At 67.8% G+C, this 26,569-nt stretch carries 20 protein-coding genes; 9 read left to right on the top strand and 11 right to left on the bottom strand.

The window, feature by feature from the left end:
- Positions 1–59 precede the first annotated feature (59 nt).
- Together ACH9D2_RS11560 and ACH9D2_RS11555 are read right to left on the bottom strand one after the other, a co-directional pair.
- Entirely contained in the window at positions 60–1,292 is a 1,233-nt protein-coding gene (locus tag ACH9D2_RS11560) for an IS256 family transposase (RefSeq protein WP_396362105.1), read from the bottom strand.
- A 187-nt stretch (positions 1,293–1,479) separates the two neighbouring features.
- On the bottom strand, positions 1,480–2,382 hold the full coding sequence (locus ACH9D2_RS11555) for a fumarylacetoacetate hydrolase family protein (protein ID WP_396362971.1): 903 nt from the start codon (positions 2,380–2,382) through the stop codon (positions 1,480–1,482).
- A gap of 268 nt (positions 2,383–2,650) precedes the next feature.
- Between ACH9D2_RS11555 and ACH9D2_RS11550 the strand changes: the two genes are divergently transcribed.
- Positions 2,651–3,982 carry an NtaA/DmoA family FMN-dependent monooxygenase gene (locus ACH9D2_RS11550; RefSeq protein WP_396362970.1) on the top strand — a complete coding sequence of 444 codons (1,332 nt, stop codon included), beginning with the start codon at positions 2,651–2,653 and terminating at the stop codon, positions 3,980–3,982.
- Positions 3,983–4,091: 109 nt separating this feature from the next.
- Positions 4,092–5,681, top strand: coding sequence for an FAD-binding protein (locus ACH9D2_RS11545; RefSeq protein WP_396362969.1), 1,590 nt, complete (start codon positions 4,092–4,094; stop codon positions 5,679–5,681).
- 46 nt (positions 5,682–5,727) lie between these two features.
- On the opposite strand, the gene ACH9D2_RS11540 is transcribed toward ACH9D2_RS11545, so the two are convergent.
- On the bottom strand, positions 5,728–6,420 hold the full coding sequence (locus ACH9D2_RS11540; RefSeq protein ID WP_396362968.1) for a GntR family transcriptional regulator: 693 nt from the start codon (positions 6,418–6,420) through the stop codon (positions 5,728–5,730).
- 202 nt (positions 6,421–6,622) lie between these two features.
- Between ACH9D2_RS11540 and ACH9D2_RS11535 the strand changes: the two genes are divergently transcribed.
- The 4 genes from ACH9D2_RS11535 to ACH9D2_RS11520 all read left to right on the top strand — a co-directional run bounded on the left by ACH9D2_RS11535 (position 6,623) and on the right by ACH9D2_RS11520 (position 12,027).
- Entirely contained in the window at positions 6,623–8,104 is a 1,482-nt protein-coding gene (locus tag ACH9D2_RS11535; protein WP_396362967.1) for a 4-hydroxyphenylacetate 3-hydroxylase N-terminal domain-containing protein, read from the top strand.
- Between the two features lie 34 nt (positions 8,105–8,138).
- A complete protein-coding gene (locus tag ACH9D2_RS11530; protein WP_396362966.1) occupies positions 8,139–9,023 on the top strand; it encodes a VOC family protein in 885 nt (294 codons plus the stop codon).
- A gap of 138 nt (positions 9,024–9,161) precedes the next feature.
- Positions 9,162–10,604 carry an MFS transporter gene (locus tag ACH9D2_RS11525; RefSeq protein WP_396362965.1) on the top strand — a complete coding sequence of 481 codons (1,443 nt, stop codon included), beginning with the start codon at positions 9,162–9,164 and terminating at the stop codon, positions 10,602–10,604.
- 1 nt (position 10,605) lies between these two features.
- Complete coding sequence (locus ACH9D2_RS11520) at positions 10,606–12,027, top strand: MmgE/PrpD family protein (protein WP_396362964.1); 1,422 nt, start codon at positions 10,606–10,608, stop codon at positions 12,025–12,027.
- 12 nt (positions 12,028–12,039) lie between these two features.
- Here ACH9D2_RS11520 and ACH9D2_RS11515 read toward each other — a convergent pair whose 3' ends face one another.
- From ACH9D2_RS11515 to ACH9D2_RS11485, 7 genes are all read right to left on the bottom strand, one after another.
- Positions 12,040–13,473, bottom strand: a complete 1,434-nt coding sequence (locus tag ACH9D2_RS11515; RefSeq protein WP_396362963.1) for a carboxylesterase family protein — start codon at positions 13,471–13,473, stop codon at positions 12,040–12,042.
- Positions 13,470–15,473, bottom strand: a complete 2,004-nt coding sequence (locus ACH9D2_RS11510; protein WP_396362962.1) for an NAD(P)-binding domain-containing protein — start codon at positions 15,471–15,473, stop codon at positions 13,470–13,472. The genes ACH9D2_RS11515 and ACH9D2_RS11510 overlap by 4 nt, the downstream gene beginning before the upstream one ends.
- 38 nt (positions 15,474–15,511) lie before the next feature.
- Positions 15,512–17,143, bottom strand: a complete 1,632-nt coding sequence (locus tag ACH9D2_RS11505) for an FAD-dependent monooxygenase (RefSeq protein ID WP_396362961.1) — start codon at positions 17,141–17,143, stop codon at positions 15,512–15,514.
- A gap of 277 nt (positions 17,144–17,420) precedes the next feature.
- A complete protein-coding gene (locus ACH9D2_RS11500) occupies positions 17,421–18,443 on the bottom strand; it encodes an MBL fold metallo-hydrolase (protein ID WP_396362960.1) in 1,023 nt (340 codons plus the stop codon).
- 150 nt (positions 18,444–18,593) lie between these two features.
- A complete protein-coding gene (locus ACH9D2_RS11495) occupies positions 18,594–19,616 on the bottom strand; it encodes an extracellular solute-binding protein (RefSeq protein WP_396362959.1) in 1,023 nt (340 codons plus the stop codon).
- Positions 19,617–19,743: 127 nt separating this feature from the next.
- Positions 19,744–20,856, bottom strand: coding sequence for an ATP-binding cassette domain-containing protein (locus tag ACH9D2_RS11490; RefSeq protein WP_396362958.1), 1,113 nt, complete (start codon positions 20,854–20,856; stop codon positions 19,744–19,746).
- A 9-nt stretch (positions 20,857–20,865) separates the two neighbouring features.
- Positions 20,866–22,671 (bottom strand): ABC transporter permease subunit, encoded by a 1,806-nt coding sequence (locus ACH9D2_RS11485; RefSeq protein ID WP_396362957.1) that lies wholly within the window; start codon positions 22,669–22,671, stop codon positions 20,866–20,868.
- A 272-nt stretch (positions 22,672–22,943) separates the two neighbouring features.
- Here ACH9D2_RS11485 and ACH9D2_RS11480 point away from each other — a divergent pair, with 272 nt between their 5' ends.
- The 3 genes from ACH9D2_RS11480 to ACH9D2_RS11470 all read left to right on the top strand — a co-directional run bounded on the left by ACH9D2_RS11480 (position 22,944) and on the right by ACH9D2_RS11470 (position 25,307).
- A complete protein-coding gene (locus tag ACH9D2_RS11480) occupies positions 22,944–24,191 on the top strand; it encodes a flavin reductase (RefSeq protein WP_396362956.1) in 1,248 nt (415 codons plus the stop codon).
- 81 nt (positions 24,192–24,272) lie between these two features.
- Positions 24,273–25,097: a riboflavin kinase gene (locus tag ACH9D2_RS11475; protein ID WP_396362955.1), complete on the top strand. Its 825-nt coding sequence runs from the start codon at positions 24,273–24,275 to the stop codon at positions 25,095–25,097.
- Positions 25,098–25,124: 27 nt separating this feature from the next.
- Entirely contained in the window at positions 25,125–25,307 is a 183-nt protein-coding gene (locus tag ACH9D2_RS11470; RefSeq protein WP_396362954.1) for a hypothetical protein, read from the top strand.
- Between the two features lie 209 nt (positions 25,308–25,516).
- Here the strand turns inward: ACH9D2_RS11470 and ACH9D2_RS11465 are convergent.
- Positions 25,517–26,569, bottom strand: a 1,053-nt coding sequence (locus tag ACH9D2_RS11465; RefSeq protein ID WP_396362953.1) for an MBL fold metallo-hydrolase, incomplete at its 5' end; no start/stop codon positions are given.

Here is a 26,569-nt window from a genome sequence, read left to right as displayed (position 1 = left end):
GGTAGCGTCCCGCTGATTGGTGGAGTTTCTCGACACCGTGCGGGTCAGCTGGTCGTAGTCTAAGCGGCGTCGATGACTGGGGCACCCACCTCCTGGATCTGCTCGGTCATCATGGTCAGCTCGGCCATGGAGGCCTGCGAGAGATAGCGCCGGTCACCGGCCTCCCATTCGTCGTGCTGCTCGATCAGCACGGCCCCGGCCAGGCGCAACAGGGCAGCGGAATTGGGGAAGATCCCGGCCACGTCGGTACGGCGCTTGATCTCCTTGTTCACCCGCTCGATCGGGTTGGTGGACCAGACCTTGCGCCAGTGGGCGACGGGGAAGGCAGTGAAGGCCAGTACGTCCTCGCGGGCGTCTTCCAGCAGCGCTGCGGCCGGCGGATGGGAGCGGACCAGCATCCGGGTGACCTCGGCGAACTGGGTGGCCACGTGGGCGGAGTCGGGCTGGGCGAAAACGGTGCGCACCAAGGAGGCCACCATCTCCTGCTGGCCCTTGGGCACCACGGCCAGCAGGTTGCGCATGAAGTGCACCCGGCACCGTTGCCAGCACGCGCCCTGGAAGACGGTGCCGATGGCGCGCTTGAGTCCGGCGTGGGCATCGGAGATCACCAGGGCCACCCCGCCCAGTCCTCGGGTCTTCAGCGATCGGAGGAACATCGTCCAGAACCCCTCGTTCTCGCTGTCACCGACCTCGAAGCCCAGTACCTCCCGCCGCCCGTCGGCGGCCACCCCGATGGCCAGCACCAGCGCCTGGGAGAGAACCCGCCCGCCGACCCTGGCCTTGCAGTAGGTCGCGTCCAGGAACACGTACGGGTAGCCGGTGGCGTCCAGGGCCCGGTCGCGGAACACCGCGATGTCAGCGTCGAGCTCGCTGCAGATGCGTGAGACCTCGGACTTCGAGATGCCGGTCTCAGCCCCGAGCGCCTTGACCAGATCGTCGACCTTGCGCGTCGACACCCCGTGCAGGTAGGCCTCCATGACCACGGCGAACAGCGCTCGGTCCACCCGCCGGCGGCGCTCGAGTAGGGAGGGGAAGAACGAGCCCTGTCGTAGCTTCGGGATCCGCAGCGCCAGGTCACCGGCGGTGGTGGTGATTGTCTTGGGCCGTGAGCCGTTGCGCTGGGCAGAGCGGGTATCGCTGCGCTGGAACGGTTCGGCGCCGATGACCGCGGTGGCCTCGGCCTCGACGAGTTCTTGGTAGAGCCGCTCGGTAGCGGTGCGGATCCGGTCCGAGACGTCGGTTAGCTGGAGTTCCCCCAGCAGGTCAAGCAGGGCAGACTGGTTGAAGGCCATCGTGCGTAGTGTCCTCTCGTGAGTTACTTGGTCGTACTCACTGACCTTCGCACGATGGCTCTTCACGTCACCGGAGCAACGCTTCAAGCTCGGACAACTACACCAAACCGCGGGACGCTACCATACGAGGGGCAGTCCCGCAGGAGGGGTCACCATCCCGGCTGCTGCCTGTCATTGCACAACTGGCTTATCGGGCGTGCGAGAGGGAATCGGCGCCCTGCGGGGTCTGTGCGGTGGGGGTCTCATCCTCTACCGTGTTCCGCAGGACGCCCAACCCGGTGACCTCGACCTCGACCACGTCGCCGGCATTCAGCAGTCCGCCCTCGCCCCAGAACAGACCCACGCCGCCGGGGGTGCCGGTGACGATGACATCACCGGGGTGGAGGCGGGTGAATCCTGTGACGTAATTGATCAGGGTGGGGATGTCGAAGTAGAGGTCGGCCACGGAGGCGTGCTGACGGACCTCGCCGTTGACGCGGGTCTCCAACGTCAGCTCGCGGACGTCACCCAGATCTTCGGCAGGGACCAGGTAGGGCCCGAACCCGCCGGTGTCCGGGAAATTCTTCCCGGGGATCCACTGGCTGGCCGCCTTCTGCCAGTCGCGGACCGAAAAGTCGTTGTAGTTGGCGTAGCCGGCCACGTGCTCGAAGGCGTCCTCCGGGCTCACGTGCCAGGCCTCCTTGCCAATCACGAGCGCCATCTCGCCCTCGTAGTCGAACTTCCCGGTGGAGATGGGCTTGATCGCCGGTGCCAGGTGGCCCATCTGGGTGTCGGGAAAGCGGGTGAAGACGGTCGGAGCCGTCTGCCCGGTCTTGCCGGACTCCTCCTGGTGGGTGCGGTAGTTGACGCCGATGCAGATGATCTTTCCCGGCGCGGTCAGGCACGGCAGGTAAGAGATGTCCTCTTCGGCGTGCGTGGGTGCGCCGGACAGATCGTCGGAGGTGAGACGACCGAACACGCCGCTGGCCACGGCCTCGTGGAGCGAGGTGGCGAGCCCCTTCCCACTGGGGCCGAGGTCGCGGACGGTGCCGTGCTCCGCCACTCCCCAGGTGACCGTGCCGTCCGTGGTGGTGTAGCTGACGTAGTTCACAAAGTTCTCCCATCGACTCATGCCATGGCGCCGTACCGGATCCACCAGTTGCGGTGGAGGCACCTCAGTGCATCGGTTTCCACGCTAGCCAACGATCATGCAATCCGCAATGAAAAAATATTCTAAGGGACAAATTGCGACAAAACTGGAAAAATGCCTCGTAGTGAGCCATGCTGGTTGCTGTGACGGTCGTCTCAGCGGCCCCTCCGTCACCCCATTCCCGCACGACCCCGGGAGGAACCGGAGTCAATTGAAAGGACGAACACTGATGAGCACTTCCAAGCCGGCTCAGCACATGATCCTGACAACCTTCATGCTTCCTGCGGGCTACCACAAGGACAGCTGGCGGATGGACGGCAGCAGGGCGGAAGAGCTGGGCAACCTCGACTTCGTCCTCGAGCTCACCCAGATGGCCGAGGCGGCAAAACTGGACGCCATCTTCTTCGGGGACGTGGCCCACGCGAACACGCTGCTGCGGGGCGACATCAAGATGAATGGCTTCTACGAGCCGGTGTCGGTGCTGTCGGCGCTGGCCGCACGCACGAAGCACATCGGCCTGGTGGGGACGCTGTCCACCTCCTTCATGGAGCCCTACAACGTCGCGCGGCAGCTCTGCGGCCTGGACCACATGTCGGGCGGACGGGCCGGCTGGAACATCGTGACGTCCTCCGACGGCTTCCAGAACTACGGGATCGAGGAGGCTCCGGATCCGGCGACCCGGTACCGCCGGGCGACCGAGTTCGTCGACGTCGTGCGCCGCCTCTGGGACTCCTGGGACGACGGCGCCGTGATCGTGGACCGCGACTCCGGGGAGTACCTGGACCGGTCCCGCCTGCACCCGATCGACCACGAGGGCGAGTTCTTCCGGGTGCAGGGCCCGCTGAACATGCCCACCAGCCCGCAACGGCACCCAGTGCTCGCGCAAGCCGGGTCCTCAGGGCCCGGCATGGACCTGGGCTCCTCGATCGGTGACATGATCTACACTGCGCAGCCCAACAAGGAACCCTCGATCGAGTTCTACGCCAAGTTCAAGCAGATGGCCAAGGCCAAGGGGCGCAACCCGCACCACGTCAAGATCATCCCGGGCATCCTGCCGATCATCGGCGATACCGAGGCGGAGGCCCGCGAGCTCGCCGACGAGCTGGGTCGGCACGTGCACCTGGAGAACGGCCGGGCGCAGGTCGGGGCGGACCTGCACATGGACCTGTCCGAGCTCGACTACGACGAGCGGATCCCGGCGGAGTGGTTCCGCGACGACGACACCTACGGCAGCCGCTACAAGATCTACCGGATGAAGTCCGTGGAGATGGGGATGACGCTGCGCGAACTGATCGTCGACCTCGCGCGTTCCACCGGCCACCAGTGGATGGCGGGCACTCCGGCCCAGATCGCCGACCGGATGGTCGACTGGTTCGAGTCCAAGGCCTGCGACGGCTTCAACCTGAACTCGCCCTTCAACCCGGGCGGCTTCCAACTGATCTGCGACAAGCTCGTCCCCGAGCTGCAGAACCGCGGACACTTCCGTGCCGAGTACGAGGGTGCAACGTTCCGAGAGAACCTGGGCCTGCCCGAGGTCTCCACCTCGCTGGTCCCGGCCTGACACCCGAGGGCCCAACCGGGCCGATGCCGTGCCGCACCCCCGGGCCGACCGCTGGAGCGCACCTCCAGCGGGTTCCCGGTCCGTTCCAGAAGTTGAAAGAGGTATGGAGATGACTGAACTGTCCGTGGCCCGCGGCCTCGACGTCGAGGACGCCCGCGAGGACTTCCTGCGGCGAGCCGAGACCATCGTCGGGGCCGAGAACGTGATCCGTCCGGAGGGTGGTGAAGGATACCTGGATCCTTATCCGCTGCAGCCAGGCCGATCGCCCTGGCCCGGAGTGCGCCCTGCCGACACCGCCGAGGTGCAGGCCCTCGTCGAGCTCGCCAACGAGACCGGCACTCCGCTGTGGACGTTCTCGCGCGGGAGGAACCTCGGGTACGGCGGGCCGGAACCGCGGGAACAAGGCATGGTCGCCCTCGACCTGGGCCGGATGAACCGCATCCTTGAGGTGGACGATCGGTTGTGCTACGCGGTCGTCGAGCCGGGCGTGACGTTCTTCGATCTGTTCGAGTACGTCCAGGAACGCGGTCTGAAGGTCTGGCTCTCCGTGCCGGCCCTGGGTTGGGGCTCCGTCATGGGCAACGCGCTGGACCGCGGCTACGGCATGACTCCACTGGGGGACCACGCCAAACAGATCTGCGGCATGGAGGTGGTCCTGCCGGACGGCGACCTGCTGCGGACCGGGATGGGCGCCATGGAGGGGAGCGACCTGGGCCCGATCTTCCAGGGCGGCTTCGGCCCGACGCTCGACGGTTTGTTCACGCAGTCGAACCTGGGCGTGGTGACGCAGATCGGGCTGTGGCTGATGCCGTGGCCTGAGGTCTACGTCAACGGTGACGTCACCGTCGAGCGGGAGGAGGACCTGCCGAAGCTCATCGACATCCTCACCCAGCTGCGACGCGAGGACGTCATCCAGAACAACGCGCTCTGCGGGAACGTCGTGCGCGCGGTGACCATGAACGGCCCGCGGTCCCGCTGGTACCAGGGAGAGGGGGCCATCCCATCCGAGCGCCTCGAGGAGATCCGCCAGGAGCTGGGCATCGGCCAGTGGAACGCCAAGTTCGGGATCTACGGGGACAAGGGCCTGGCCGAGCGCCGCCTGGAGATCATCCGCGAACGATTCGCGGATCTGGACGGCTTCACGGTCAACGCCCGGCTCTACGAAGGAGCCGAAGGGGCGCGCGTGGCCTACGGGGACATCGCCGACGCGGACCGCACCCAGATGGCTGGCGTCCCCACGCTCAAGCCCCTGAGCACAATCAACTACGTGGCCGAGAACGGTGGGCACATCGATGCCGCCCCGATCCTCCCCGCCCGCGGCGAGGAGGTCTGGGACTTCTACCAGGAGGTCAAAAAGCTGTACACCCAGTACGGCTTCGACCTGTACATCGGCTACCACCTCTATCCGCGCCACATGGTGCACGTGACCATGATCTACTTCGAGAACGGCAACGAAGAGATGCTCGGCCGTGCGCGAGAGCTGTACGTCCGTCTGCTGGATGTCGCACGGCGCCGCGGGTATGCGCCGTACCGCAGCCACCTGGACTACATGGACCGGATCGCGGACGGCTTCGACTTCAACGACCACGCCGCGCGGCGGTTCCAGGAGCGTCTCAAGGACGCCGTAGACCCGGCCGGCATCCTCGCCCCGGGTAAGCAGGGCGTGTGGCCGGCGCGATACCGCGAGATCTCCGGCTGACGCAGGTTGCCCCGGGATCGGTGGGCCTCTCGGCGGTGCGCTCGGCTCAGGCCGGCACCGCTGGGAGGCCCACTTCCACACCCAGCGTGGTGATGGACTCCAATGTGCGCCGATAGTGGTCGGCCAGCAAATCCGCGGCGGTCTTGGCATCACGGGCCAGCGCGGCGTCCAGGATGGCCTGGTGCTCTGCGGACAGGTCCCGGCCGGTCCAATTCGTCGCGCTGGTGGCCCACTGGTTGTACAGCTGGGTCAGATCCGAGATCGTGCTCGTCAGGTCGATGAGGGTCGGGATCCCGCAGGCCGCCAGCAACTGGGCGTGGAACGCCTGGTGCGCGACGGCCCACTCGGCTGTCAGACGGTTGTCCTCGTCGCGTCTGGGCGTCCGTTCCATCCGGTGGTGCGCGGCCATCAGCTCGCCCTCCCAGGCCAGGTCGCCGCGCTCGATGGCCAAGGCGACCCCGAACTGCTCGTTGACGCACCGCAGCTCGGTGATGTCCCGCAGCTCGTCCATCGAGAGCGTGGGCACGAAGAACCCGCGATTGGGGCGCAGGACAACCAGACGTTCACCGGCCAATCGGGTGAGCGCCTCCCGAACCACGGTGGAGGAGGTCTCGAACTGCTCCGAGAGCTGATTGAGCTGTAACCGGTCGCCCGGTGCCCACCGGCCGCTGAGCATGTTGATGCGCAGTTCGTCTCGGATGTGCTTGGAAAGAGTTTCTGCATCGGTCCGCTTGGCCATGGCAACCAGTCTATGGGACCGATTGTGCAAACAACCAGCAAGAACCGAGTAAGTGCCTATACGCATTATTTTGTATTTTCCGTGAGTCTGTGAGGAGACGGGAGCGTCAGGTATTGCCTAGGTCACAACAGCATCGTAGACTCAGCGCTAGAGAAAATATTTTCATATACAAAATGCACTGCTTGGATGGACGGGAGACAAGATGACCGCGAGGACTGGAGCCCAGTACAAGGCCGGCTTGGACGATGGTCGCGAGGTGTGGCTGGGGGACGAGCAAATCGACATCACCACCCACCCCGCGATGGCCCGTTCTATCGAGGGGATGGCCAGCTACTTCGACTACCAGCACCTCCATGCTGATGAGGCGCTGATGGCGGCTCCGCACGGCGGCCAGATGAACGTGTCGCACCTGCTGCCGCGCAGCAAAAAGGACATCCAGCGCCGTCACGTGGCGTTCGATCGGCTGGCCCGCTACTCCGTGGGCATGCTGGGACGCACTCCGGACTACGTGAACGTGGTGCTCGCCGGGCATGTCTCGCGGCGGGACATCTTCGAGCAGTACGGCGACACGGTCTTCCACGACCGCCTGGCGGCCTACCAGCGTGAGGTCATCGACGGGGACCTGGCGCTCACCCACACCATCGTCCACGCGGCGATCGACAAATCGGTCGGCGAGTTCGAGGGGGTCAACGAGGACCTGACCCTGCGGGTGGTGGACCGGACCGCCGAGGGTGTCGTCGTCCGCGGTGCGAAGATGCTCGCGACCCTGGGACCGATTGCTGACGAGCTCTACGTCTACCCGGCCACTCCGATCCGTCCGGGGCAGGAGGAGTACGCCATCTCCTTCGCCATCCCGGTGAACACACCCGGGGTGGTTTCCGTGTGCCGTGATCCGTATGTCGTGGACATGGACGTCGTGGACAGGCCGTTCTCGGCCCGTTTCGACGAGCAGGACGCGGTGGTCATCTTCGAGGACGTCCTGGTGCCGTGGCACCGGGTCTTCATCGACGGCAACCTCGATGTGTACAACCGGATCAACGGTGGGACGGCCACCGGCAACACCCAGCAGCAGACCGCCATCCGGGCCTGCGTGAAGCTGGAGTTCGCCTACGACCTGTGCGTGCAGATGGCCAAGGCCACCGGTACCGACGCCAAGCCGGACACCGCCGCGATGCTCGGCGAGATCTACTCGTACCTGCGCATCGCCCGGGCCGTGGTGCACTCCGCCGAGATCAAGTCCTCCGACTGGGGCGGTGGAGCCTGGTTCTGCCACGACGACATCTCCTCGTTGCGCACCATGATGCCTCTGTGGATGGCGCGGGTGAACGACATCATCAAGACCATGGGCTCGCACAACCTGCTGGCCACGCCCACGGCGGCGGCCTTCGACCATCCGCGGCTGGGTCCGCTGGTGGAGAAGTACCTGCCCGGGGCCCAGGGCGTCTCGGCCCGGGAGCGCGCCCGGATCTTCCGCACCGCCTGGGACTTTGCCGGCTCGGCCCTGGGTTCGCGCAACGAGCTGTACGAGCGGTTCTACCTCGGCTCGGTGGGCCGGGCCCGGGCACTGGACCACCGCAAGGCGCAGGGCAAGGGCGAGACCGGTGCCTTCCGGGAGCTGTTCGAGGACGCAGGCATTCCGGCGGCCGATGCCATGGCGCCGCAGTCCGTCGGCGCTACCCACTGAGCCCACCAGCCGCGAGAGGAACGAGGAAGCAGACATGTCCTGGGGATTGATCAGCGAGATGGGGCACGTGGGGATCCAGACGACGGATCTCGACGCCTCCATCTGGGACGCGACCCAACTGCTCGGATTGAGGGTCACCGAACAGACCGGTGACGCCGTGTACCTGGCCGCCGGGGAGGTGCATCATGAGCTCATCTACCGCGAGTCCAACGTCAACGGCGTGGACTCCCTCGGGCTCATCGCCCGGAACGGCGACGCGCTGAGGACCATCCGGCGCCGCGTCGAGGACGAGAACCTCGAGCTTCTGTCCGAGCGGCCCCGGGTGAACGGGGTGGAGGACGGCTTCAGTTTCGTCGGGCCGGAGGACTACGTCTTCGATATCACCATCGGGCGGCAGACCGACGTGGCCGAGCAGAAGAGCTTCGGTCCGGACCGGTACGGTCACATCAACTTCCACCCGCGTGACACGCGTTCGATGATGGAGTTCTTGCACCGCGTCCTGGACTTCCGGCTCTCGGACGTCATCGGTGACGACTACGCCTACTTCATGCGGTGCAATCCGGATCACCACGGGATCGCGCTGCTTCCAGGCAAAGGCACCTTCCACCACCACGCGTGGCAAACCCAGTCTGTGGCGGACCTGGCCAAGCTGGGCGACCGGTTGCACAAGGTCGGCCGAGACCTCATCTGGGGCCCCGTGCGTCATGGCGCAGGTCACAACATCGCCGCCTATTATGTTGAGCAGTCCGGAGCCGTCGTGGAGCTCTACACCGACCTGGAACAGATCTACGACGACAACCGCGAGCCGGTCGTGTGGGGCGCCGAGGACAACTGGTGGAACATGTGGAGCGCCTACCGTCCCCTGGACTTCCGCGACTTCGGCATCCCCCCGGTGGTGCGTCGACTCACCTCGGCCTGACTCTTCCTGACATCAGGGTGTTCCCCACGGTGTGGACCACCCCCTAACTCAGCCGTCATCGCCCCCGCCGGGCCATCTGGTCCAACGGCTGCGGCGTGCAGACCCCCGGTGCCCGTGCCACCCGGAAGATGGAACATCATGGATCAGCAGAACCCGACTCCTGCGGTCGGCGGTCACCCGTCGACCCCGAACGACACCCTGAACACCAAGGACCTGCGTCGCGTCCTCGGGTCCAGCATGCTGGGCTCGATCATCGAGTACTACGACTTCATCCTGTACGCGACGGCGGCCGCTATCGTCTTCGACAAGGTCTTCTTCTCCGACCTCGACCCGGCACTGGCGCTGTTCGCCTCCTTCGGCACCCTGGCCGCCGGCTATGTGGCCCGGCCGCTGGGCGGCGTGGTCTTCGGCCACTTCGGTGACCGGGTGGGCCGCAAGAAGATGCTCGTGGTGTCGATGATGATGATGGGCATCGCGACCATCGCCATCGGCCTGCTGCCCACACCGGACGTGCTGGGCTGGATGTCGCCCGTCGTGCTGGTGCTGCTGCGCATGGTGCAGGGGATCTCCGTGGGCGGCGAGTGGGGCGGGGCCACCCTGATGGCACTGGAGCACGCCCCGGCCTCCCGCCGCGGTTTCGCCGCGGCGTTCGCCAACGCGGGCGGTCCGATCGGCGGTCTGCTGGCCACGCTGGTGGTCTCGGGCACCTCGGCGCTGACCGGCGACGCCTTCCTCGAGTGGGGCTGGCGCGTGCCGTTCCTGCTGAGCGCCGCGCTGATCGTCATCGGCATGGTGATTCGCCTCAAAGTGGCCGAGTCCCCGGTCTTCCAGCAACTGGCCGCCGAGGCGGAGCAGGTCGAGGAGGTCAGGAGGACCCCGCTGGCCGAGATCATCACACGGCACTCCAAGACCGTGGTCCTGACCCTGATCGCCTGCCTCGGGTTCTACACCTGCCAGGGCATCCTCACCTCCTGGGGCGTGGCCCAGGCCGTCAACGGCGGCATCGACCGGGAGTGGGTGCTCAACTGGAAGGGCGCCGCCGCGGTGGTCACCGTGGCCGTCTCCTTCATGGCCGCCCGGATGAGCGACCGCATTGGCCGGCGCACCGTGCTGACCGTCGGCTCGGTCTCCGGGGTCGTGCTGGCCTGGCCGATCCTGGTGATGCTCACCAGCGGCGACCCGTGGCTGTTCGTCGTGGCGATCCTCGTGGGCAACGGCCTGGTCCAGGGGATCCTGGCCGGACCGATCGGCGCGTTCATCTCCGAACTGTTCCCGCCCCGCGTCCGCTACACCGGCGCCTCCTTGTCCTACCAGGTCGCCTCCACGCTGGGCGCCGGCTTCACCCCGATGATCGTGACCGGGCTGATGATCGCCGGCGGGCTGCCCCTGGTGGGCTTCTTCTGGGTCGCGATCCTGGCGGCCGGCCTGATCTGCATCCGGGTCGTCCCCGAGGGGGCCGAGGGGATGCAGAGCACGCACGTGGAGCGTGCCCGCTTCAAGGTCACCAAGCGCATCGCCACCCGCAACGCCCCCCGGGAGACCGTGGGTAGCGGACACCGTTCATCGCAGGACGGAGCCTGACGTGCACGATGACAGGACTGCCACCGCCACGGCGGAGCCGACCCTCACGGACCGGCTGATCCACCATGCCCACCGTGTCCGGTTCGAGGACTTCGGCGAGGCGGTGCTGGAACGGGCCCGTCACCGCATGGTCGACGCCCTGGGGAACACCGCCGCGGGCCACCGGGCCCAAGGGATGCAGGAGCTGGTGGAGACTGTCGTCGGGTGGGGCGGCCGCCCGGACGCGACGGTCCTGGGCGACGGGCGCCGCATCCCGGCCCACCACGCCGCGATGCTCAACGCGGCCCTGATGCGCTCCTTCGACTTCGAACCCGTCGGGGCGGAGGGACCGGGCCGGCGGCAAGTGGCCGCGCACATCACCGGCACCACCGTCCCCGTCGCCCTGGCCGTGGCCGAGCAGCAGGGGGCCACCGGTCGGGAGTTCCTCACCGCGCTCCTGGCGGGGGAAGACGTCACGGCCCGGCTGACGTTCGGCTCGGGCTTCGACGTCTACTCCGGCCAGGACAACACCGGGACCGTCAACGGCGTGGGGGCGACCATCGTCGCCTGTCTGCTGATGGGGCTGGACGAGACCCGCACTCGGCACGCGGTCGGGATCGTGCTCAACCAGCTGGCCGGCACCGTGGCTGGCATCTTCGACCAGGCCAGTGCCTTCAAGCTGCCCATGGCCTTCGCCGCTCGAAATGCAATCACCGCTGCGGAAATGGCAGCAGCGGGCGTCACCGGGCCGCACGACCCGCTGAGCGGCCGGTTCGGGTTCCTCCAGACCTACTGCGCGGACCCGGACCCGGCGGTGATGGTCGAGCGGCTGGGCGAGGAGTTCTACGCCGACGCCGTCATCAAGCCGTGGTCGTGCTGCCGGGCGGCGCACCCGTCCCTGGACGCCTGTGTCCGTCTCGTGGAGGACCACGGCGTCAACGCCGAGCGGATCGACCGCGTGATCGTGCACGTCACTCCGCGCACCGCGGCTGGCTTCGTGGGCCGGCCGTTCTCGCCGGGTGACTGCCCGGAGGTCTCCGCAGCCTTCAGCATCCACTACACCGCGGCCGCCGCACTGGCCTTCGGCACAGTGCGCCCGGAGCACCTGGGACCGCAGACCATGGCTGATCCCCGGATCCGGCGACTTCTGGATCGCATCGAGGTGCAGGGCACCCTGGATGACACCGAGGTGCTCACGGCCGAGGTGGAGGTGCACCTGTCCGACGGCAACGTCTGTCGTCAGCGCGTCGACTCTCCCCGGGGCGATGTCCACCACGCGCCCCTGTCCGAGGCGCAGATCCTGGAGAAGTACCGCCTCAACGTCGAGTTCTCTCAGCGGATCGACGCCGACCGCGCCGAGCAGGCGTGGGATCTGGTGACCCGGCTGCCTCAGCTGGAGCACCTGCGTGGACTGGTGGAACGGTTCGCACCGGCGGCCCGGTGACCGGGCGCAGGCTCAGCGCCGGGCCGCCAGGTGCAATTCGCTGGGGACCTCGAGCGCGGCGCTGCGGCCGTTGAACTCCAGGCGCCGGGGGGTCTCTGGGTCGAATGCGGCCAGCTCGGCCCCTGCGGCGCGCGGGCGGCCGTCCCGGGCGAACCCGAGGAACCACTCCTGTAGCGACGCAGCGGTGGCCGTGAAGGTCCCGGGGCCGACGCCATCGAGCATCGGGGCGTCCGCCCACGCCCGGCGATCCCCGAAAAGGAAAGGCAGCGGCATGCAGTGCGGGCTTCCGGCACCCGACAGAAGGCTCTGCACGGAGAACCCGGCCAAATGCACGTCGAGTCCGGCCCGAGCGGCCGCCCGGGCCAACTCCAGGTGGGCCAGGCGGAACTGGTGGAGGGTCATCATCTCCACCATGCGTTCCTTGCCGGTGGCGCCAGGCCTCTTGGAACCGATCCACGCCGTGGTCGCCACCGGATCCTCGAACTTCGACTCCAGAAAGGCGTCGAGGGCATGCGGGGGGAACGCACTGTCCGGTGCCGGCCGCAAGAAGGCTGCGGCCTCCTCGGAGGTGGACAGCAGCAGCAGGGACTCCACGTGCAGGCGGGAAGCCGAGCGGCCGTAGTCGTGCAGATCCGCGGTGATCGGGCCACCGGCCGCCGGCATCAGGGCCATCCCGCGGCCGGCGTAGGCGCGTACCAGATCTGCCTGCGCGCCCAGGACCGCCTCGACCGGTGCTCCGGTGAGACCTCCGGACTCGGCCAGCGCGGTGCTGACCAGATCACTGCGGCTGCGGAGGGCGGCCGCGGTCAGCGGCGGCTCCCACGGGAGGCTGATGAGCGCCAGCCGGCGGAAAAGGCCGGCCGCCATAGGGTCCGCGGCAAGGGCGAAGCCGTACCAGGCGCCGGCGGAGTCCCCGGCGAGGGTGATGTTCTCCGGGTCCCCGCCGAAGGAGACGATCCGGTCCTTGACCCAGCGCAGGGCCTGCAGCAGGTCCCGGATCGGCCTCTGCGATTCGTGGGCATCACCCTGCGGTCCCAGGTGCCCCAGGACACCAATCCGGTAGTTCACGGTGACCAGCACCACCGGGCCGCCCTGCACGAGGGCCGGGGAGGTGAACCAGCGGGTATGGGCTGTGCCGGAGAGGAAGCCCCCGCCGGGGACGAACACCACCACCGGCAGGTCATGGGCGCCGTCGGGCGCCTGGATGCGCAGCTGGAAGGCGTCCTCGTTCTGCTCGATCTCGCTGTTGGCGCCGCCGATCAGTGCGTTCAACGACCCCGGTGCCTGCGGGAAGGCCCGGGCGGGCTCCGGGAGGAGGCCGTCCGAGGGGTGGACCGCCACCGCTTCGACGAACCGGCCGCCGGGCTCGGCCGTCCGGGCGTACCGGACGACGCAGTCGATGCCGGTACCCGTGCCGGAACCTGGAGCAGTGTCCCGACCGGTCACGGCAGGAACTCGTAGTCGTCCGCCACGATGCCCTGGGTGATCCGCCAGTACTCCGTGGTGGGGAAGGGCCACACCTGGGAGACGCGGTTGAAGCGGTTCTTGTACCAGGTCCGCACATAGGGCTGGCCCCAGGCCATCCGGGAGTTCTCGGCATCCACCCATTCGATGTGCCGGTCAAGGGCCTCCTGCTTCAGGTCCAGGGCCCGGGCCTTGCGCTCGAGCAGCTGGTGGATGGCTTCCACCGTGTACTCGGCGGCCCGTTCGATCATGAAGTGCAGGCCGCCGGCGACCACGCCGCCGGTGTTGGGCCCCAGCAGCATGAACAAGTTCGGGAAGTTCGGCACGGTGATGCCGGCGAAGCCCTTGGCGTCCCCGCCCCAGTAGTCGTGGATCTCCAGACCCTCGCGGCCGATGATCGTGATCGGGTCGAGGTAGTCGGAGGGACGGAAGCCGGTGGCGTAGATCACCACGTCGACGTCCAGCTCCCGCCCGTCTCCGGTAACCAGGCCCTGCGGGGTGAAGGACTCCAGACCCTCGGAGATCACCTCGGTCCCGGGGGACTTCAGGGCCGCGGCCCAGACCCCGTTGTCCCGCAGCATGCGCTTGGCCGACGGCGGGTAGTGGGGGACAGCTTTCTCCAGCAGGTCGGGACGGCCCTCGTACTGCTCCTCCATGCGCCGGATGATCTGCTGGCGGAACTCCTCGTTGGCGCGGGAGACGCTCCGCGGAGCGCCGTCCCAGTCCTCCTCGGCGGTGGCGATGTGGAGCCGGCCCTCGATGCCGCCGGCGGTCACCCACAGGCGGAACATCTGCCCGTAGCAGGGGACTTTGGCGTGGAGCCAGTCCGCCGTCTCGGACATCGGGTCGTGGTAGGTGGGGGCCGGCAGCATCCACGGGGCGCTGCGCTGGAACAGGTACAGCCGGTCCACGTCGTCGACGATGGCCGGCACGATCTGGTAGGCGCTGGCTCCCGTGCCGATCACCGCGACCCGCTTGCCCTTGAGGTCCACGCTGTGGTCCCACTCCTGGGAGTGCATCTGCGCCCCGTGGAAGGTGTCTTGTCCCGGCCACTCCGGGATGTGCGGATGGTCGAGCTGGCCCACCCCGGTGATGAGGGCGTTGTAGCGGCGGGTCTGTTCCGCGCTGTCACGGGTGCGGGTGGTGGCCTGCCAGGTGGCCGACTCCTCGTCCCAGACCGCGCGCACGAGCGAGGTGTGCAGTTCGATCTGCTCGGCGAATCCGGCCTTCTGCGCCACTGTCTCCAGGTAGTCGAGAACCTCATGTCCCTGGGCGAACTGATGCGGCCAGTCCACTCGCTGGGCAAAGGAGAAGCTGTAGCCGTAGGTGGGGGTGTCCAGGCGCACGCCGGGGTAGTGGTTCTTCCACCAGGTCCCGCCCACACGGTGGGAGGCCTCGATCCAGGTGTAGGGCAGGCCGGCCTCCTGGAGGCGGTAGGCGGCCGCGATGCCGGAGATGCCGGCGCCCACGATCAGGGTCTCAAAGGAATCCGTTCCCGGATCCGCCCGGTAGTCCTCGTACCGCCAGTCCGGTGAGCCGTTGCGGTCCGGGGCTAGGGCGAACTCGTGCTTCATCTGACCCATCCAGCCGGGGTCCCGCTGCGTGCGGGAGCCGGTGAACCAGTTCAGAATGGTGTCGGTCTGCGCGGGGGTGAGCGGTTCCAGCGGGGCGACGCCCTCGTCCCGCAGCCGCCGCAGTCCCTCGAAGGCCAGCTCCCGCGCTTGAGCCACCTGCTCGGCCGTCAGGCCTCCGTGTGGCTGCAGTGCCGTCCCCATGGGCGGCAGCGGAGGCGAGAGCTCCGGCTTCAGCAGGGAGGTGTCCCGCAGGGTGGTCGCCAGGGCGGCCAGCAGCACCGGCGCCTCGGCGCCGGCGATCATCTGGCGCAGTGTGTCGTCGTCCTCGGTGATCTGGGGGTAGTCGTCATTCCAGTACAGGTCGCCGTGTGTCGGCTGGGCGGCCAGCGGGGTGCTCAGGGCGGTCATCAGTTCTCCTGGGATGTGCTTGGGCCCGGTGGGTCCGGTCAGGCGGTCGGTTGGCGGGCGGCGCGGACGCGGTCATCGACGTGGGCACGCAGACCGTCCACCACCTGCGACTGCTCGGCGGAGGTGAAGACGGCGGCCACGTACCGGTCCGGGCGGACCACCACGAAGACCGGTTCCCCGGGAAGGCCGGCGGTCAGGAGCTCGCGGTCCTCGCGGAGGCGGAGGACACCGGCTCCGTCCCCACGCTGTGCGGTCTCGTCGGTACCCGGCCCGTCCAGGCGCACCAGGGTGGCCCCGATGCGGGTGAAGTACGGGTCCAGGCCGTCGGGATCGGCGCCGAGGCCGAGCACCGACCAGCCGCGGCCGAGGTGCACATCGAGGCCAGCGGACCGGCCGGTCGGGTCGGTGACCGTGGGCTGGCTCAGGGACCGTCCTGAGGTAACTCCGGGGAGCTCGGCGGTGGTTCCGCCGGTCGGCACGGTGACTCCGTCGGAGTAGTCCGGAGGAGTGACGAAGCGCATGCCGGCCAGGTAGGCGTGCACCGGGGGGACCTTGCGCAGCAGCTGGAGGGTGGCGTCGCGCAGCCGGGTGCTGAGCGGATTGGTGGCCATGACCACAGCGCCGATCCGGCGCGAGAGCATCATCATCTTCGCGCCGTGAACCCGGCGCTCGGTCTCGTACGTGTCCAGGAACCGGTCCGTGGCCCCGCCCCGAACGGCCTCGACGAGCTTCCAGGCGATGTTCGAAGCGTCACGGATGCCCGCGTTGAGTCCCTGCCCGGCGAAGGGTGGCATCAGGTGTGCCGCGTCCCCGGCCAGGAAGACCCGGCCGGACCGGTAGGACCGGGCGATCCGCTGATGGGCCACGTACACGGCGGCGCGTCGGATGTCGGCGGGGTCCAACTCCGGGCGGAACGGTCGCATCAGTTCCCGGATTTGCGCCGGTGCCGTCAGCTCGTGCTCGTCCTCGTGGTCGAAGAGCATGAGCTCCAGCCGGAGGCGTCCCTTGACGCCGGGGACCAGCACGTACGGGCGCCGGCCGTCGCAGTGGAACTCGGCATACGGATCCCGCCCTGTGGGCTCATTGAGCAGATCGATCACGATCCACCGTTGGGGCTGGGTCGAACCGACGAGGTCGATCCCCACGGCGGCGCGGGTGAAGCTGCGCCCGCCGTCGGCGCCGATCAGCCAGCTGGAGGTCAACGTGCGCGGCCCGTCGGGGGTGCTCACCGTGAGGGTGACTCCTTCGGCGTCCTGGGAGATCTCCGTGGCTTCGGTGCCGAGCAGGACCTCCAGACCCGGATGGGTCATGGCCCGATCGAAGAGCAGCTGCTCGAGGATCGGCTGGTCGAACTGGGTTTTGGCTGGGTGGCCGAGTCGGGACGCAACCGGCCGAGCCTCGGCCAGCAGGCACTCGTTCAGGCCGAAGTACCGGCTCCCCGTGTCCAGCAGGGACTCCGCCTTGAGCTCGTCGGCGATCCCGATCTGCTCGAGAACCCGGAACGACTCGTCCTGCAGGCTGATGGCCCGCGGAAGGTCACCGGGGGCCGTGGATTTCTCCACGACCGTGGTGCGCACACCGGCGTCCGCCAGCAGCAGGGCGGCGGTCAGGCCGACCGGGCCGGCCCCCACCACGATGACCGTGCGCTCTGAGTCGATTCGGTTCTCCACTCTGCCTCCTTGCCGTCGACGGCCCGCACAGCGGGGCCGGGGGTGCGTCCTTCGGGGCATCCCCGGGCCGCGTGATAAGTGGTAATACACATCACATGTGATAAGACAGTAAACAGTGATGATGCAAAGGTCAATAGAGAATGTATTCTTGTGGCCGAGGCGGGTACCGCGCTCTCGAGCTCGCCGGTGGTCTAGGCCGGATGCGTCCGAGGCGCCTCTTCCGGACAGCGGCCAGTGGGCAATGGGCAGGCTGACGGTGACGGGGAGGATGCTGTGCTCAGGCCCGGAGCGCGATGGACTCTCCGTCCGCGGGCACCAGCAGCTCCCCGGAGAACGTGGTGGACGCCCGCTGCCAGGTCTCGGTCGGTGCATGGGCGGGCACCAGGTGGTGCAACGCCAGGGTGTGCACCTGTGCCGCGGTGGCAATGCGCCCGGCGTCTTCCGGTGTGGAGTGCGCCCGCCGGTGGTGCGCCATGCTGGCGGACAGGTCCTTCTGCGAGGGATCCCGATAGCTGCCGACTACCGCGTCCAGATCGATGGCCTCGTGAAGGAGGAGGTCGCAGCCTGTCGCCAGCCGGACTAGGTTCTCGCTGGGGGCGGTGTCCCCGGAGACGGTGACGGAGCCGTAGGCCGAGTCGAAACGGAAGGCGAAGGCCGGTGCGACCGGCTGGTGCTGGACCAGGGTGGCGCTCACCCTCACGTGCTCGTCGGCGAAGACCTCCACCGGGTCCATGGCGGGATGGTTTGCGTCGTCGGGATGAAAGCCCAGATGGGGTGGGACGGCGATGTCTTCACCACGGAAGACGCGGGACAGGTCCGGGGCGCGGGAGTCCCGTCGACGGTCGTTCAGATCGGTGGCGTGGGCGCGTAGCAACAGCTCGACCAGGTCCGCGGTCCCCGGCGTCGGGGCGTCCGGGAAGACCGGGTCGGGCTCCTCCTCCGCGGGGTCGCTCACCGGCGGCAGCACACCGCGCCGCCCCGGACCCAGCACCGGGACGGTCCGGTCCGCATGGCCGCGGAAGGCGAGGCCGCCGAGGACCATGACGGAGTTGAGGTCGATCGTGTGATCCGAGTGGTGGTGGGTGATGAAGATCCCCGCCAGGTCGGTGAAGCGCAACCCGGCCTCCACCATGCGCAGGCCCACGCCGTGTCCGCAGTCCACCAGGTAGACGGCGGAGTCGACGACGACGGCCGTGGCGATGCCGCTCCGGTGGGGCGAACCCTGATCCGGGCGCAGCAACGGACCTCCGGCAGTGCCGAGGGTGACGACGCGCATGCCCCAGTCTGTGTCCTGTGCCAAGGTTGCTCCTTCGGTGGTCTCTGATCGCTTCTGCGCGCCTCCGGGTGCGGCTGCTGGTCCGTGAGGGGGCTGTGGTGCCCCGGACGCTTCGATGTCACGGCTCGGCGGTGAGGGCCACCGTAATGCCGGAGGCCCTCACCGCCGGGTGTGTCAGCCGAAGATGCCGGCGATGATCGGCTGGCTGGACTTCTGCCGGTTCGTGACGTCCGCCAGGTCCGGCCGCGGGAGCTGGGGCACATCGGCCGGGTTCTCGAACTCGAGTTCCACGTCCTCGGCGTTGGTCACCGGTCCGTGACCCGCCTGGGCCTTGATCTCGTTGGCCTCCGGCGTGTTCAGCCAGGTGGTGAGCAGCTGGGCCGCGTCGGCGTTCTCGGCGCCGTCGATGACCCCGGCGTACCAGTAGGTCGCCCAGTTGCCGCCGTCGACGGGATAGGTGATTTCCACGGGGGCGCCGTCGCCGGAGAGGGTCTGATAGTTGCCCATGGCGCCCATGAGACAGACGTAGGCGCGTCCCTGGACCACGGCGTTGTGGCACTCAGCGGTGTTGGATGCGATGACCACGTCCTGGTCGGCCAGCTTCTCCAGGTAGTCCTTCCCGAGGGAGTCCTCGTTGAGCACCAGGTCGGCCCACTGCATCCCGCCTCCGTCGGTGGCGGGATCGGTCATGGTGATCTTGCCCTTTAGGGCGGGGTCGAGCAGGTCCTCCCAGCTCTCCGGCACGACACCCGGGTCTTGACGGGTGTCGTAGACGAGTCCGCGCGGCGAGGCGGAGACCGCGGTGAGGGTTCCCTCCTCGAGGGAGAACTGCGGGTCGCCGGTGAGCTCTTCCGTGTTGAACGGACGGAACTCAGTGAAGTAGTCCCGCTCTGCGAGGGCAACGGCGCCGGTGTCGCCGGTGATGACGGCGTCGGCGATGCGCTGCCCGGAGGCCTGCTCCTGCGACACCTTGGTGTCCAGCTCAGCACCGACGATCTGCAGGGGCTCGACGCGGATGTCCGGGAAGCGTTCCTGGAACGCCTCGAAGACGGCGGGCCAGGTGGCTGTCAGTGGGGTGTAGACGTTGACCGTGGTCTGACCGTCCTCGACCGCTGCCGCGTACATCTGCTTGAACTCCGCCTGGGCGTCCGCGCCGCCCAAGCCGGTTTCGGTGTCGACGCCGTCTCGTTCGCCCAAGCCTTCGGAGGCTGCAGTGTCACCACCGCAGCCGGTCAGCGCCAGTGCTGAGGCAAGTCCCAGTGTCGTGAGCAGGTTGCGTGCTTTCATGTGTGGACCTTTCGTGAGGATGATGCGAGTGGAGGGCTCAGAGGGGCAGGCAGGCCAGTGACTCGGGCGGGATGGCCGCGGTGACCGCCTCGCCGCGGGACGGTGCACCGTCGGGCCAGATGCTGGCGACCTCGGCGGTGCGGAGGGACACAGTGAAGCGCTGCGGACCCATTTCGAGGGCATAGATGTACTCGTCGCCGAGGTAGATGATGTCCATGACCGTGCCGGTGAACCGGTTGGGCGTCGTCTCGGCGGGTGCGCCCATGATGACGGAGGCCGAGCGCATCGCGACCTCGACCTGATCCCCCTCTGCCAGCCCGGCGCGGGCGGGGCAGTCGAAGCGCAGATCGGTGCCGTCCAGGCGGACGGCCACCCCGTGTCCGTCGGAGGTGACGACCGTCGCCTTCAAGAAGTTGTCGTAGCCGACGAAGTCGGCGACGAAGTGTGAGACGGGGTGCCAGTAGATCTCCCGGGGTGTGCCGACCTGCTCGATCCGGCCCTTGTTAAGGAGCACGATGCGCGAGGACAGAGAGACGGCCTCCTCCTGATCGTGGGTGACATAGACGGAGGTGGTCCCCACCCGACGGTGCATGTCCCGCAGCTCGGCGCGCATGTCCTGACGGAGCCGGGCGTCCAGGTTGGACAGCGGCTCGTCGAACAGCATCAGCCGAGGGCTGGCGACCAGCGCGCGGGCCAGTGCCACGCGCTGCTGCTGGCCGCCGGATAAATCCGTGGCCATGCGGCTGGCGTACTCGTCCAGCCCCACCATCTCCAAGACCTCGCGGACCCTCTGCGCCCGTTCCGGCACGCTGACCTTGCGCATCCGGAGCGGGTAGCCGACGTTGGCGGCCACGGACATGTGGGGCCACAGCGCGTAGCTCTGGAAGACCATCCCGATGTCCCGCTTCTCCGGCGGGACGTGCCGGCGCTCGGCGGGGGCGTCGACCACTTCGTCGCCGATGGATAGCCGCCCGCCGGTGGGGCGTTCCAATCCGGCGATGCAGCGCAGGGTGGTGGTCTTGCCGCATCCGGACGGGCCCAGGAGCGTCAGGAACTCGCCCTCCTCGATCTCCAGGTCCAGTGACGGCACGGCGGGTGCTGCCCTGGGGGAGTACCGCTTCTCTAAGGACTCGATGCTCACTCTTGCCATGGGGTCTTCCTATCGGGTGGTGGCCGCGCTGACCGCGCGGGTGTCGTCGGTGGGCTGGGTGGGGGCAGGGGCGGGGACCGCCTCGGCCGGTTCGGGTGCGGGGCGGACCGCTTCGACCAGGGCCCCGCGGGACTTGGTCCTGCGTTCGGCGCGCTTGCGCAGGAGCCGCCCGATGCCCAGCATGAGCGACCCGCCGAGGGCCAGTAGGACCAGCAGGACCAGCAGTAGCGCGGCGGCCCGGGACCCGTTGCCGAGCTGGGTGTAGTAGTTGTAGACGAGCAGCGACACGGTTTCCGTCCGGGTGCTGGACAGCAGGATCGGGATGTCCAGGCTGCCGGCGGCCATCACGCCGGAGATGAACCACGACGCCAGGAACGTGGGGCCAATCAGGGGGATGACGATCGTGCCCATCATGCGCGGGGCGGAGGCGCCGTGGACTCTTGCGGATTCCTCCAGTTCGACGCCGAGCTGGCCGACCGGGCCGCTGGTGGCGCGTTGGGCGATCGGCGTCACCACGATGATCAGAGCGATCAGGACGATCCAGACCGACCCGTAGAGGTTGCGCAGGCCGGGCACGCTCAGGTAGGCCCAGGTGATGGCCAGGGCCAGGACGATCCCGGGTACCGCGACGACGGCCCAGACGATGAGCTCGGGAACCTTGGCCAGCCGGTTCTTGCTCCGCAGCGCCATGTAGCTGATGAGAACGGCCAGGGCCGTGGCGAAGAACCCGCCGATGACGCCGACGAAGAAGGTGTTCTGCAGGGCCCTCAACACGTCCGGTGAGTCGAAGAGATCGAGGTAGTGCCTGACGGTGAATCCGGAGACGCCCAGGACCGGCTGGAGCGATCCGATGATGAGCTGAATCAGGGGCAGCACCAGTGCTACGGCCGTGTACAGCAGGAAGAGCGCGAGGCCCGCCCATTTCCAGGCGCCGATGTCCTCCCGCTCCAGGCGGTAGGCCTTGCCGGTCACGGTGATGAAGTTCCGATTGCCGAGAGCCTTGGACCGCAGCAGCACGAGCAGGTAGATGATGGCGATCAGCAGCAGTGCCAGCGCACTTGCGGAGTCGTATCGGATCGGGGTGGTGGCGAGGAAGTCGTAGATCTGCGTCGGGAAGACGTAGATGCCTGCCGGCACGCCCAGGATGAGGGCGACATCGAGCTGACCCAGGGAGTTCACGAAGCCGAGGATCGCCAGGCCGGACAGGGTGGGCAGCAGAATCGGGATGTTGATGTCCAGGAATAGTCGCAGCCGGTTCGCTCCGGACAGCAGCGCTGCTTCCTCCATCGAGCGGTTCAGCGCCCGAACGGGGCCCAGGAGCAGCAGATACATCACCGCGATACCCTTCAGGCCGCTCACCAAGATCAGACCGGTCCAGGAGAACGCGTCGAGGCGCGGCTGACCCTCCGCTCCCGTGCCGAGCACCTGAGTGATCAGGCCGGTCGGGCTCGTGAGCATGCCCCAGCTGATCGCGAAGAAGAGCGTCGGGATAGCGAAGATGGTGATCATCGTGACGGTGATGGCCCGGGTGCCCGGTGTGTTGGTCCGGGTCGACAACCAGGCGAAGACGAATCCGCCCACGATGCCGATGGTCTGCACGCCGACGGCGTAGAGCACCGAGGCCCACAGCGTCTCCCACGTTGCCGGGTCCCCGTAGGCATTCGTGAACCCGGAAAGACCGAAGTCCCCGCTGGTGCCCGGCTGGCCGCTGCGGAAGGCGCCGTAGACGAGCATCAGCAGCGGGTAGCCGAAGAACGCGCCGATGAACAGCAGGAACATGAGCAGCAGAGGACTGGTTGACCTGAGCCGGTTCACGATGGCTTCTCCATGATTTCTCCGATCGCCCGCGAGATCTCACGGGTGCAGGTTGAGGACTGAGACCCCATCCTGCGTGTGATTTATGACACTGTCAACGGATTCTGCATAATTGGCCTTAGAAGATTTTGTGCAGGTAGGCCTCGTGAACATCAAGTCGAACTAGTTTTCACTCAGGGGTAGCGTGATCTGGGTCACGAATATATTCTAGTACAAGTAGTACAAACTGCTGGTCGATTGGGCCGGTCACGCCAAGCCACGAGGAGGACATCATGAGTGAGAGCACTCTCGAGACCCCGACCACTTTCGATCCGCGGGCGTTCCGCGACGTCATGGGCCACTATCCGACCGGTGTGGTGGTCGTCACCGCCACGGTCGACGGTGCACCCGTGGGCATGGTCGTCGGCACCTTCAGCTCGGTCTCGCTCGAACCCCCGTTGGTTTCCTTTATGCCCATGACGACCTCGTCCTCCTACGCGAAGCTGCGGGTGGCGGACAGTGTGTGCATCAGCGTCTTCGCCCACGACCAGCTCCAGGCCTGCCGGACGCTCGCCTCGAAGGACCCGGAGAAGTTCGACAAGGTGAAGTGGAGCCGATCCCCTGCGGGGGCGCCGATGATCGCTGGCGCCGTTGCGCACATCCACGGCCGGATTGATCACGAGGTCGAGGCCGGTGACCACTACATCACTCTGGTGGCGGTGGATGACGTCGCGGTGAACCGCCCGGTCACCCCGCTCCTCTTCTTCCAGGGCGGTTATGGAGGGTTCTCCACCACGGGGCTCACCGCCCACGTGGACGAGTCGTTGATCTCTGCTGTCAGGATCGCGGAGGCGGCCCGTCCGCAACTGGACCGGCTCGCGCAGCGGTTCGGCTGCTCAGCCGCCGCACTGGTGCAGGTCAGCGCGCTGGACCAGACGATCGGCGCGGCATCCTACGGCGGGGACAGTGACGCCGATGAGCGCATCGGCGTGCGCGTCCCCCTCATCCCGCCGCTGGGCGAGGCGGCTGTGGCATGGAGCCCTGACCAGGTGGATCGCTGGGTCTCCCGGATCTACCCACAGGACGAGCAGGTGATCAGCGCCTACCGCGAGGTCACCCGGCGCGTGCGCGACCAGGGATATGCCGTCTCCCGCGTGGACCTCGATCCCGACGGCTACGCCCAGCTGGGGGAGGCCCTCAGTGAGTACGCCGGAGGTGAGCTGACCCCGGCACGGGACCGCGCCGTGCGCACCACCATCGCCGGCGCCGGTCACTTCTTCGGCGGCACCATCAGCGAGTCCGACACGGGAGTCGACCTGGCCAGTGTGGTGGTGCCGGTGTTCGCCCCGGACACCGAGGAGCCCACCAACTCGGGCCTGGTGCTGCGCCTCTGCCACCTACCCCTCGGCGTGGACGGCGCCACGGTGCAGGAGTGGGTCCGCGCCATGCAGGATGCGGCCGCCGAAACCACCGATACCCTGCGGACCAGCGCCCGCAAGGACTACGCACGGTACGCCGCCGCTGGGCTCCGTACTGCCTGAAGAAGGGGGAATCGACGGGCGCCCAGCTCTCGATCGACCCATCACGCCGGAGCAAGACAACGCCACGAAGTGAGCCCACGGATGACGAACTTTCCCGTTCGAACACCAACTGCCGTACCTACGCGACCTGTAGAGAGGCCGACTGCCGGCCGCGCGTTTCCCGGTCAGGAAATCCTCCAGACTCCCCACGAGGTACCTTCCAAGGCAGACCAGCCCGGAGCCGTTGTTCTGCAGGTCGAGGGGGTCGTGATCCCGGGGGACCAGCGCGGCAGGTTGCTGGGTTTCCCTACGGCCAACGTGGCAGTAGCCGCCCACCAGTGGCGTGACGGCGTGTGGGCCGGAACCGTGCAGATCGACCCCGCGGTCAACGGGCCCGTGCATGTCGCGGCAGTCTCGGTTGGGCACCGACCGACCTACTACGGCAAGAACGGCCCACGCCTGTTGGAGGCCCACCTGCTCGACTTCTCGGGCGACCTCTACGGGCGCAGGGTCCTCGTAAGACTGCACGTGCGTCTGCGACCTCAGCGGCGCTACCCCGGATCGAAGGAACTTACTGAGCAGCTGCACACGGACGTCATCGACACACGAGCCTGGGCGTCCGGCGACGGCCACACTCATTCGCGCGCCACCCCTGAAGCCGCTTCAACGCAACCAACCAGGAGCGGTCGCCGGTATCCGGTCCGCAAGAAGCAACGGCACAGCCCCGAGGACGTGAAGCAGAGGCAGGAACAACGTAATCAGAAACGCGAGACCCTGATCGGGGCCGCTGTGCTCGGCCTCAGCCGACAGGGACACCCTCTCACTTACGACCTCGTCGCCCAGCGCACCGGCCTGCCTCTGGGCTTCCTACGTTCGCGCTACCCCACACCTGAGACGCTGATGGCCACGGCGCAACAAGCCCACTGACTGCCGGGCCCCGCCGCTCACGCCCGGATGAGCCTCATCGTCAGCGATCCGCAGCCGCTGATCATGGCGGCCTTCGCCTACTTCCCGCTCACCGTGCCGGTCACCGCGATGCTGCACAACGCACTTGGCACTCTCGACCCGCTCACCGCCGGCACAGTGATCACCGAGCTGTTCGTGTTCGGGGTGCTGGTGCTGCGGGTGGCGGTGTAGCTGTTCCGCTACGGCTCCACCGCCTACACCGACAAGCTCAACCCCCGCACCGTGCTGGGACGCCGGCGCCCGGCCACGGTGAAAAAGTAAGCTCCACCTGCTGTCTCCCATGATGGGTCGACGGAGAATGGCTCAGGCCCTGGCGCATGGTGCGCCAGGGTCTGAGCCATTGCTCCCGCCCGTGGGTTAAGGGGCTCGAGCTCCCTCGGTCAGCCGATGGGGATGGCGTCGAAGTCCTCGCTGATGATCAGTTCCCCGGAGAAGTTCTCGCCGGCCTTCTCCCACTTCTCGACCGGCCAGTTGCCGGGCACGAGGTGATTGAGCACCAGGGTCTTCACCCCGGCGCGTTCGGCCACCCCTCCGACGTCCTCGATGGTGGTGTGCGCTCCGATCAGGTGCTGGTACTCGGCCTCGGAGTTCGCGTCGCGTGGGGCGGGGTGATGCTGGCCGACCCACTCCTCGGCGATCGCCTCGTGCACGAGGACGTCCGAGCCCCTCGCCAGCTCCACCAGGTTCTCACTCGGGCTGGTGTCCCCGGAGAAGGTCACGGAGCCGGTGTCGGTGTCGAAGCGGTAGGCGAAGGCCGGGAACACCGGGGCGTGCTGGACGAGGGTCGCGGTGACCTTGACCCGGTCGTCCTCGTAGACCTCGATCGGGCGCATCCGCGGGTGCGGATCCCCATTGGGGTCATCGGTCAGCTCGGTCGGCAGAGCGATGTCCCGGCCGACGAAGAACTCCCGGGGCGGGGGGTAGCCGGAGTCGATGATCCGGTCGTTGAAGTCCGTGGCGAAGGTCTTCATCATCGCCTCGATCGTCTCCCGGGTGCCCGGAGTCGGGTTGGCCGGATTGACCACCTGGTCTGCGGGGATCTGCTCGCCCTTGTAGTTGACCGGCAGGGCCCCGCGGTTGCCCGGGCCGAAGACCTGCAGCACCCGGTCGGGCACGGTCACGCCGTTCTGCAGGCCGGTGCCGAAGATGTTGTAGAGATCGGAGATGTGGTCCGAGTGCAGGTGGGTGAGGAACACGGCCTCGAGGGCGTCCAGGGGGCCGCGCATGTCCTTGTCCCAGGTGCCCAGCCTGGCTTTCTTGATCTGTTTGCCCACCCCGTCGCCGGCGTCGACGAGGTAGTACTTGTCCCCGGCCACGACCGCGGAGGCGACGCCTTCGCGGTGGGAGTCGTTCCACCAGGGCGGTCCGCCGCTGGTGCCCAGCAGCACGATCCGGTTCCGTGCGTCGGTGGTCAGCGGGTCCCGGCCCGCAGC

Source organism: Kocuria rhizosphaericola (assembly GCF_044462205.1).
Classification (GTDB): domain Bacteria; phylum Actinomycetota; class Actinomycetes; order Actinomycetales; family Micrococcaceae; genus Kocuria; species Kocuria rhizosphaericola.
The sequence above is the reverse complement of the archived record's forward strand: the minus strand, read 5'-3'. Positions and strand labels throughout refer to the sequence as shown.